This is a genomic window from Amycolatopsis coloradensis, assembly GCF_037997115.1.
Classification (GTDB): domain Bacteria; phylum Actinomycetota; class Actinomycetes; order Mycobacteriales; family Pseudonocardiaceae; genus Amycolatopsis; species Amycolatopsis coloradensis_A.
Genome location: NZ_CP150484.1, coordinates 8,932,601 through 8,942,401 on the forward strand (window position 1 = coordinate 8,932,601; position 9,801 = coordinate 8,942,401).

General features: G+C 69.0%; 7 protein-coding genes. 1 reads left to right on the top strand and 6 read right to left on the bottom strand.

Features of this window, described 5'->3' with window-relative positions; all coding sequences use genetic code 11:
• The first annotated feature begins 510 nt into the window (after positions 1–510).
• Positions 511–1,065: a hypothetical protein gene (locus LCL61_RS41920; RefSeq protein ID WP_340684824.1), complete on the top strand. Its 555-nt coding sequence runs from the start codon at positions 511–513 to the stop codon at positions 1,063–1,065.
• Here the strand turns inward: LCL61_RS41920 and LCL61_RS41925 are convergent.
• The 6 genes from LCL61_RS41925 to LCL61_RS41950 are packed head-to-tail and all read right to left on the bottom strand — an operon-like array spanning position 1,049 to position 9,724.
• Positions 1,049–1,684, bottom strand: a complete 636-nt coding sequence (locus LCL61_RS41925; protein WP_340684825.1) for a phosphatase PAP2 family protein — start codon at positions 1,682–1,684, stop codon at positions 1,049–1,051. The two genes, LCL61_RS41920 and LCL61_RS41925, sit on opposite strands and share 17 nt — an antisense overlap.
• Positions 1,681–2,862, bottom strand: coding sequence for a glycosyltransferase family 4 protein (locus tag LCL61_RS41930; protein WP_340684826.1), 1,182 nt, complete (start codon positions 2,860–2,862; stop codon positions 1,681–1,683). The genes LCL61_RS41925 and LCL61_RS41930 overlap by 4 nt, the downstream gene beginning before the upstream one ends.
• Entirely contained in the window at positions 2,859–4,079 is a 1,221-nt protein-coding gene (locus tag LCL61_RS41935) for an O-antigen ligase family protein (protein WP_340684827.1), read from the bottom strand. Before LCL61_RS41935 ends, LCL61_RS41930 begins: the two co-directional genes overlap by 4 nt.
• Before the next feature lies 1 nt (position 4,080).
• Positions 4,081–5,604, bottom strand: coding sequence for a right-handed parallel beta-helix repeat-containing protein (locus tag LCL61_RS41940; protein WP_340684828.1), 1,524 nt, complete (start codon positions 5,602–5,604; stop codon positions 4,081–4,083).
• The gene (locus LCL61_RS41945; protein ID WP_340684829.1) at positions 5,601–7,547 is read right to left on the bottom strand and encodes an alginate lyase family protein; all 1,947 of its coding nucleotides are present in this window, start codon (positions 7,545–7,547) and stop codon (positions 5,601–5,603) included. The genes LCL61_RS41940 and LCL61_RS41945 overlap by 4 nt, the downstream gene beginning before the upstream one ends.
• Complete coding sequence (locus LCL61_RS41950) at positions 7,547–9,724, bottom strand: bi-domain-containing oxidoreductase (protein ID WP_340684830.1); 2,178 nt, start codon at positions 9,722–9,724, stop codon at positions 7,547–7,549. Before LCL61_RS41950 ends, LCL61_RS41945 begins: the two co-directional genes overlap by 1 nt.
• Positions 9,725–9,801 lie beyond the last annotated feature (77 nt).

A 9,801-nucleotide genomic window follows, 5' to 3' on the forward strand; every position in this document is an offset into this window, starting at 1 on the left:
CAGTTGGGGGACGTTGAGCGTCCCCGATCCTCCGTTGATCATGAAGCGGCGGCATGAGAGTTCCGGTCACACGAAGAAAAAGTGGATCTTGGCGGCGATCGAGCGCATTGTGGGCTCGTGCGAAGAGGAACCTGGCCGGACGATCCCTTGCTGACCAGCGCCGATGTGGTGCGTGGCGCGGAACTGAAGGCTGTCGGCGTGCCAGGCCGGACCATCTCACGTCGGTGCGCTCCCGGCGGTCCTTGGCAACGCCTGTTGCCGGGCGTCGTGTTGCTTCACACGGGGCAGCCGACCGAAGAACAGCGAATTCGGGCGGCACTGTTGCACGGCAGGGATGGGTCGGTCCTGTCAGGCCTTGGGGCTTTACGCCTCCACGGGCTGGAAAACCTCCCGTCCGCGAAGGATGTCCATGTCCTCATTCCCGAAGAGCGCCGGATCGCTTCCACGGGGTTCGTCCACGTCGAGCGCACCACACGACTACCCCGCCCTCACCTCCGCGGAGGACTCCCGGTGGCTCCCGTCCCCCGAGCCGTCATCGACGCCGCCCGCAGGCTCACCGACGAAGACGAGATCCAGGCGATGATGGCCGAGTCCGTCCAACGCCGCTTCTGCACCACCGACCTGCTCACCCGTGAACTCGACCAAGCAGGCCGAAACGGAACGGCTCTGCCCAGGAAGGCCCTCGTTCCGCTCGCGGCGGGCGCGAGGTCCGTCGCCGAGGCCGACGCATGGCGCCTCTGGCGAAGATCCGGTCTCCCGCCTGGCCATTGGAACGTCCCGATCTTCGACGCGCACGGGAACCACATCGCCACGCCGGACTTCTGGTGCGACGAGATCGCCTTCGCCTGGGAGATAGATTCCCACCGCCACCACGCCGGCCTCTACGGCCATCGCGCCACCGTCGCGCGCAACGCCCGTTATGTCGCCGCGGGGATCGTCGTGCTCCAGACGCTGCCGTCCCGCCTGCGCACGGAGCCGGAGGTGGTCCAGCGCGAACTGGAAGCCGCGTTCCGGACGGCGCAGGCCCGGCCGCGGCCGAACGTCGTGCTCAAGCACGCCGCGTGAACCGGTCCACCGCCCACGCCACCACCGGCACCACCGCGACAGCGACCCCGAACCCTCCGAAGGTGTCCGTCGGATAGTGCGCCCCCAACGCCACCTCCGCCCACCCCATCGCGAGCCCCGAGAACGCGACCAACCCCACCAGCACCAAAGCGCCGCCGGCAGTTCCAAGACCCCGCACATCGATCACCAACAGCGCGACGACAGCGGCCACGGTGACCGCGAAAGCCGTGTGACCGCTCGGGTAGGAGAGGAATTCGCCGTGGATCAGCCTGCCGGTCAGGGGTTTCAGGCCGGTGGTCAGCGCCACCGTCACCCCGGAGGCGGCCACCAGCAGGATCGCCGTCCGCGGCCGCCGGTGCCGCACGCACACCCAGCCGAACAGCGCCATCACGACGATCGCGCCCACCGGTTCTCCCGCGAAGTCGATGGCGGTCGCCACGTACCAGAGCGGGCCTTGCACTCGGTCGACCACCGGCAACACCAGGGCGTCGAGGCCGGCGGTGTGGGAAGTCCCGGCGTAGCGGAGGCCGAGGACGAGGGCGACGACGAAGCCGAAGGCGCCCAGCGTCCAGAGTGGGATCCGCGCCCGCGGCGGGAGCGCGGGCGGACCGGTGATCACGCGTCGATCGCAGCCTGATAGCCGCCGACGAGCCGTTCGAGGCCGACCTTCGGGGTGAACTCCTGTTCGTACACCAGCCGTGCCGCCCAGCCCATTTCCTGGTTCCGTTCGGCGTCGCCGACGATCTCCCGTAGCCGCGCCGCGAGCGATTCGGCGTCCCCGGGTTCGTGCAGCAGGCCGGTGACGCCGTCTTCGACGAGTTCGCGGAAGGCGCCGTGGGCCGCGGCGACGGTGGGGACACCGGCGGCCATCGCCTCGACCACGACGAGTCCGAACGCCTCCAGCCATTCGGACGGGGCGATGACGGCGTTCGAGCGGACGATGAGGTCTTGACACTCCGCTTTGGACTGAAGCCCGACGTAGCGGACATCGTCTCGGCCGTGGGCCCAGCGCGCGACCTCGTCCTGCATCGGGCCGGTGCCGGCGATCACCAGCGGCGGCACCGGGCCACCCGCCGCGACGAACCGATCCCACGCCTTCATCAGCAGACCGATGCCTTTTTCCTCGGTGATCCGGCCGAGGAACAGCAGATGCTCCCCCGCGCCCTTGCGCGTCTTGCCAGGGTCGGTGACGTAGTTGTACTTCACCGCGAGCCGTTCGGCGGGCATCCCGGCGGCGATCAGGATCTCGCGCTGGGCCTTCGAGATGCAGAAGAACCGCGAAACCCCGGTCCACCAGCGGTTCCGGTTCAGCATCATGCTCGCCGCCATCGGCACGGTGGCCGGCCCCGAACCACGGTAGCACCCGTGCCGCACCGCCGGGATCGGCTTGCGTCCCACGCAGTCGGTGCAGATGTAGCCCTCGCGGTACAGCGTCCCGGGCGGGCAGATCAGGGTGTAGTTGTGCACGGTCGCGACCGTCGGGACCCCGGCGTCGGCACACGCGGCCAGCACGGAGGGTGACAGCAGCGGGAACGTGTTGTGGACGTGGACGACATCCGGCCGATCGTCGGCCAGTCGCCGCGCCAGTTCCGCGCGCACGGCCCGGTTCCACGGCACCCGCAGCGGGACGACGGCCTTGCGCGGCAGCGACATCTCGGCGATGTCGTCGCTGCGCCGCTCGAACAGGCCGACCTCGTGCCCGGCCTCGGCCAGCAACGCGGTCTCCTGGTCGACGACGTTGTTCTCGCCACTCGGCTGCTCGGATCGGTACCGATTGTGGATCACGAGAACCTTCACACGGGCTCCTTGACGAACTCGGGTTCTTCGGCGGGCACACGCACCAGCAGCGACGCGGCCAGCGCCAAGTGCAGCAGGTACGGCGACGCGTCGCCGAGGCCCGCCTCGGTGTAGGAGGCGGAAAGACAGTAGGTGATCAGGAAGATCGCGCAAGCCCTGGCGGGCGACGGCGGCCGCAGCACCGCGACCACCACCAGCACGAGCAGGAACGCCGCCACGATCGCGATCCCGACGTAGCCCTGCTCGTGGTAGACGGCGAGCCAGCTGCTGTCGATCGGAAGCCCGTCGTAGGACTTGTCGGTCAGCCCGACACCGAACAGGTATTCGAGCGTTGTCCGCGGCGCGTCGAGCAGCGCGTCCCACACCTTCGCGCGGCCGGTGAGGCTGGAGAAGTTCTCCTCGGACTGTCCCCGCAGGAACCAGGTCTGGAGGAGCCCGCTCAGCGCCACCGCGCAGAACACCCCGACGAGTACCAGCCAGGTGAACACCTTGCGCGCGCGAGCGCTGGACATCCACTGCGACATCAACGCCACCACGGTCCCGGCCACCAGGCCGAGCATCGCGGTGCGGGTGTGGGTCAGCAGCAGGATCCCGAACGCCGGGACGATGACGACCAGCGCGTGCTTCCGCTCCAGTTTCCCGCCGAGCCACAACAGCGTCGTCAGGCCGATGACGACGGCCGCGTACTGGCCGACCTGCGGCGGGGTCAGCGGCCACAGCGTTCCGGTGAGCCGTCCGCCGTACTCGAACGGCATCGCGTTACCCGGGCCGAGCGCGAGCCCGATCACCACCGTCACCAGCACCACGCCGTAGGCGCGGATATGCGTGCGAACGAGGTCGAGACCGCCGTTCCACCACCGTGTCAGCAGCCACAGGGTGCTGAGGAAGAGGGCGAACCGGAAGCAGCGGAACAGCGCGCCGAACCCGCCTTCCAGGTTCAGGCTGGAGACCACGCTCAGCACCAGCAGCAGGGTGAGCAGGAAGAGATAGGCGCTCGGCCTGATCCGCAGCCGGGCGTTCAGGGCGAGCGCGATCACGAACGCGGCGCCCAGCGCGCCCATGGTGATCAGCTGGCTGACCGAACGCGGCAACGGGATGAGCGTCTTCGCCCCTGTCGAGCCCAAGGTGTTGATGATCAACAGTGTCCAGGCGACGCCGACCGCCTTGGGCATCCCCGTGCGGATCGACGGTTCGGCCCGGACCGCGGGATCGAGCATGTCAGCCACCTCCCGCACGGGTGAGTTTGCTGCCCTGGTCCTGTTTGTAGGGCGCGCCCTGCCATTCACCGAAGCCCAGGACCCGGCTCGGTTCGAACGCCACGAAGTTCCACGGCCCGGAGTAGACGTTGTCGTAGAGGCGGTTGCCCTGGTCGAAGGTGATCGCCTGCTGGACGACCTCGCCCTTGTACGGCGACCAGTCCGGGAACGTGCCGAAGTTCGCGAGCATCGCCATCCGTGCGCAGCTCTCTTCGCAGCCGGCGACGGCCGGGTCGAGCACGAACCGGTTGTGGTGGATCTCGACGCGCTGGGTCTTCCAGCGGCAGTCGCCGTTCAGCGGCCCGCCCGCGATCCCGGGCAGCGCGCATTTCGCCTGCTCGGGCACCAGCCGCGTGCAGGAGCCGGACGAGGTGTTGGCCGGACTGTTGCAGAACCGGTCGGAGTTCTCCCACAGGGTGACGCCGTTCCAGTTGTTCTCGAACGTGTTCCCGGAGATCTCCAGCTTGTCCGTGCGCGCCTTCACCCTCGGCTCGCCGCCGGATTCGGACACGTAGATCGACGCCACCGGGAAGCTGTCGCCGCGGTCGATGTAGCGCTTGCCGTCCACCCGGTTGTTGCGGCGGATGGTGTTGCCGCTGATCACGGCGTTGTAGCTGGTTTCGTACATCAGCGCGGAGCCGTCGTTGTTCTCGATGACGTTGCCCGCGACGCGGAAGTCGTTGTTGTTCGTGTCGGCCCACAGCCCGACGCCGCGGTTGTCGTGCACCCAATTGCCGACGATGTCGGCGCCGTCGACCGCCCAGAACTTGATTCCTCCGGAGCAGCCACAGCCGTCGATCTTGCTTTCCCAGTCGCCGGTGTTGTTGCCGGTGATCTCGTTGCCCTCGACGACGAGACCGGTGATGCCACCGTCCTGCGCGTAGGCGTTCATCCCGTACTGGCCGTTGCGCCGCAGGCAGTTGCCCCGGACCTGCTGCCGCGCACCCGCCATCAGCGCCGCGCCGTCGTTGTCCTGGACGGCGCTGTGCTCGATGACCCATCCGTCGGCCGAATCGTGGTTGACCACGCCTTCGTCGTGCGGCGCGGCGAAGCCCTGCACGGTCAGATTCCGGATCTTGACGTCGGCGGCGTCCCCCGCGAAGGCGTACTGGTTGATCTTCCGGCCGTCGAGGACAGCCTTCGGACCACCCACGTAGACGTTTCCCGGCTTCGGATTGACCTGGTCGTAGCGGTCGTCGCCGAGTTTGTGCGTCCCCGGTTCCAGCCAGAACGTCGTCCCGGCCGGACTCGACCGCGTCTTCGCCGCGAGGTCGCCCGGCACCGCCGGGTCGATCTTCACCGCCCCCGCCGGCGCTTCCGCCGGACCCTCCGGCAGCTTGTCGCACACCTGCGCGAGCGCACCGGACGGCGCCTTGGCCGGATCCGGTCCAAGCTCTTCGGCCGGGGTGGTGCAGGCGGTGAGCGTCAGCGAGCCGAGCAGCACCAGAAGCGCTGCCCGGCGTAGGCGGTGCGGTCGTGCGATCACAATGGGGGATCCTCGTTACCGGGTTCGAAGGTGAGCACACTGGTGAACGTGGCTCCGTCGACGGCGGTTCCGCTGCCGAGCAGGGTCCACGACGGCTCGCGACGGCCGAATCCGGCCGAGTACCAGCCCATCGGCGGGGTGGTCTCGCCGCGATGCGCCGACCAGCCCAGCTCCGGCGGCAGCTCGAACGAAGCCGTACGGGCCTCGCCGTCGACGGTCCAGGACAGTGTCGCCGTCCCGCCGGAAAGCGAGACCTCGACCAGAGGCCCGAAGTGGAACGCGAGACGGCAGTGCTGTGCCTCGCCACCGCGGACCTCGTCGAGAATCCGCAGTCCAGTGCCTTCCAGCTCCACCGAACGCCGGTGGACGGACGGCGCGTAGCCGTCGTGCTCCGCGCTCCAGCGCGACGGCGTTCCCGCGGCGATCACGGTGGTGACGGCGTGTTTCGTCCACAGGAACGGACCGCCGGAGACCGACTGGTCGGCGCGGGAGAGTTCGAGCGTGTTGTGCCCGGCCGTGGACCGGAAGTACGACCGCCACTTCGGTTCGCCGTGGTAGCAGTAGGTCCCGGGGTCGGCGAGGATGTCGACGCCGTCGTGCCGGACCTCCACCGAGAGCGCGTCCGCGTGGGCGTGGGCGGCGATGGACAGGAAGCCGTGCGGCCCGCCGTCACAGCGGCACCAGATCCCGCCGTCCCGCAGGATGGTCATCCCGGCGTCGGCGAAGTCGTCCCGCCGCCGCACCGGACGCCGCGCGCCGACCCGGATGTCCTTGGCCAGCGCGGAGAAGAGCTGCGTGCGGATGTCCCCGCCCGGGGTCTCCGGCCACCAGTCCAACCGTCCGAAAAGGACGGACCCGGTGTCGAGCAGCGAGGTCCAGCGACCGGTGTCCTCACCGTCGACGATGAGGCCGAAACCATCGTCCGCGTCACCCTGCCTCGGCGGGCGCAGCCGGTTGTCCACAATGGACGCCAGAGCGTCGGTCATCCGAAGCAGCACGAGCCAGGTCGACTCGGGCACCGCGACCCCGGCGGCCTTCGCCTCCAGCGCCCCGGCGAGGCCCAGTTCCAGGACGAGCCCGTGGTACTCGGTGGCGAGTTCCCGGTTCAGACCGGAGTCGAAGGTGTTGTGCCGCAACATCTTGTCGAGCGACGCGAGCGCCGTGTCCCGCCATGCGGCGGATTCCGGGAACCAGGCGAACGCACAGGCCGCGGCGAGCTGTCCCGCGTCCTCGGCGATCACGTGGTTGTTCGCCGACGAACCCCGGCTCGGGAACGCCGCCAGCCAGCGCTGGTGGTGCCAGATCTGGCCGAGGGCCACGGGGTTGTCCTCGAATAGCGACGGCGCCTGCGCCCAGCCGTCGAGCAGGCGCCGGACCCACACCCACGACAGCAGCCGGATACCGAGTTCGATCCCGCTGACCCAGTGCACCCCGCGCATCGGCGGATTGGCCGCCCACCACGACTTCAGGTGCGCGGCGACGCGCTCGGCGTACCGGTCCTCACCGGTCAGGGCGTACGCGGCGGCCAGCACGGTGAGGTGCTGGTGCCGCGACGGCTCCCAGATCTGCTTGATGTCGCCGACGGCGTCCTCGTTCCGGTACGGGATGTCGAAGGAGTACACATCGGACGGTGCGCGGCGGCCGGTCTTCGGGTCGTACGACCAGTCCGGGGCGACGAGGTCGTCCCGCTCGACGCCGAAGTACTCCGCGCGCCCGTCCATCAGCCGGTCGGCGGTGACGAGCAGATCCTTCACTGCTTCACCCGAAACGGCGGCGAGGACGTCTTCACCGGGCACCGTCACGAACCGGCGATCCGGCAGCCAGGCGGGCTTCTCCCCCGCGACCCCGCGCCACTGGCGTTTGCGCACGACGTCGGTGACCCGGCCGGCGATCTCGGCGGGCCCCATCCGCGACAGTCTTCGCAGATACCAGGACGGATCCATCAGCCGAGTCCCTCCGTGCCGATCCGCACCACGGCGCCGGTCTCCAGGCTGCGGTTGACCGCGAGCGTGGCCAGCGTCGTCGAAACGAGCGACTCGACCGAGACCGGCATCGCGACACCGGTGGTCAGCGCGTCGACGAACGCTTCGAGTTCGGCGGCCTGCCCCTTGTCCCGGCCCTTGGGGATGCGGGAGCTGGCCCACTTCTTGCGGCCGAACACCGACGCGCGCGCGAAGTCGTCGAATTTCAGCACCTTGCCGTCGGCGGTGAGATCGATCGTTTCCTTGGGGAACGCCGACGAACCGTTGGTGGTGTACGCGATCGACGCCGTCGAGCCGTCCGGATAGCGCAGCAGGATCTGGAGGTCCTGGTGCCCGGGCGTCGCGGTGGCGTAGACGGAGACCGGGTCGGAGCCCAGCAGCCAGCTGACCGTGTCGATGAAATGCCCGCCCTCGCCGGCGAACCGCGAGCCCTCACTGTCGGCCTGGTTGTACCAGCTGGTCGCGTCGAGCTGCCCGGCGTTGACCAGGTAGCGCACGGAAGCCGGGCCGATCCGCGGGCCGAACTGGCGCACCGACTCGTTCAGCAGCGGGGCGAACCGGCGGTTGAAGCCGACCTGCAGCCGGTCGTTGCCGGATTCCTCGATCGCGCCGAGCACGACCTCGAGTTCCTTCTCCGACAGCGCGAGCGGCTTCTCGACGAAGACCGCCTTGCCCGCGAGCAGCGCCCTCCTGGTCAGCTCGGCGTGCGAGCTGTGCCTGGTCACGATGAACACGGCGTCGATCGAGGAGTCTTCGAGCATCGCGTCGACGTCGGTGGAGGCGCGGGCGAAGCCGAACTTGCGCTTGGCGTTCGCGCCCGAGAGCGCGGACGTGGTGACGACTTCGAAGAGGTCGAGGTACTCCATCTCCACGAGATGCGGGAGAAGCATCGAGGACGCGTAGTTGCCGGCGCCGATGAAACCGATCCGCAGGCTGTCGGGCTTCGGCACCGCGCGCGAAGTCACCGTCTTCGGGAGGGCGACCGAGGTGACGTGCTCGGTGGTGGTAGCGGCGCGCTTCTCGTACTCGAACAGCACCGCGACGGCCTTGAGCTCGCCCTCGTTGAGCTTCCGGTACGTCTCGACGGCGTCGGAGAAGGCCGAGACATGCGAGATCAGCGGCTCGACGTCGAGACGGCCGCTGCCCATCAGGTCGACGACGCATTCGAGATTGCGGCGCTCGGTCCAGCGGACCTGGCCGATCGGGTAGTCGCGGCCTTCGAGTTCGTACTCCGGGTCGTAGCGACCGGGGCCGTACGAACGGGAGAACCGGACGTCGAGTTCCTTCTCGTAGTAGGCGTTCCACGGCAGATTCAGCGAGCACTTGCCGATGTCGATCACCCGGCCGCGGTCGCGGGCCAGCTTCGCGGCCAGCTCCACCGGCTCGTTCGTGCTGCCGCCCGCGGCGAGGTACACCTGGTCGACGCCGTGCCCGGAGCTGATCTCCGCGACCGCGGTGTCGATGACGCCCGACCCGGGATCACCGCATTTCAGCGCCCCGAGTCGTTCGGCGAGCTCGCAGCGCGCCGGGTCCGGGTCGACACCGACCACACGGACCCCGGAGGCGACCAGCAGCTGCACGACCAACTGGCCGATCAGGCCGAGCCCGATGACCAGCGCGATGTCACCGATCTGCGGTTCGCCCTGGCGGACCCCCTGCATCGCGATCGAGCCGACCGTGCCGAACGCGGCGTGCCGAGGGTCGACGCCGTCGGGCACCTTGGAGTACAGGTTCTTGGGCACCCAGTTCAGCTCCGCGTGCAGCGCGTGCTCGTTCCCCGCGCACGCCACGTAATCCCCGACGGCGACGTCGTCGATGCCCGCGCCGACCTCCTCGACGACGCCGCACAGCGAGTACCCCAGTGGCGTGTACGAGTCGAGTTTGTTCATCGCCTTGCGGTACGTGGCGCCGAGCCCGTTCGTCGCGACGCTCTGCATCACCTTCGCGACCTGATCCGGCCGGGCCTTCGCCTTGCCCACCAGCGAAAGGCTCGCCTCGGACACCTTCATCATCTCGGTGCCGGTGGAGATCAGCGAATAGGCGGTGCGGACCAGCACACCCCCCGGTTTGCACGCGGGCACTTCGACGTCGAGGAGCGCCAGCTCCCCGCTCTTGTAGTTCTGCACTACCTGCTTCACGTCGCTCCTCAGCGATCAGGGTGGCGGTCGAGCGTGGGTCCAGTCGGTCGTGAGTGGCGATTCGGCTTCTAACCCGA

Excerpts from the sequence above, each read along its gene's own strand:
- LCL61_RS41935 (WP_340684827.1), bottom strand. The coding sequence starts at position 4,079 with ATGCTCGATCCCGCGGTCCGGGCCGAACCGTCGATCCGCACGGGGATG.
- LCL61_RS41945 (WP_340684829.1), bottom strand. The coding sequence starts at position 7,547 with ATGGATCCGTCCTGGTATCTGCGAAGACTGTCGCGGATGGGGCCCGCC.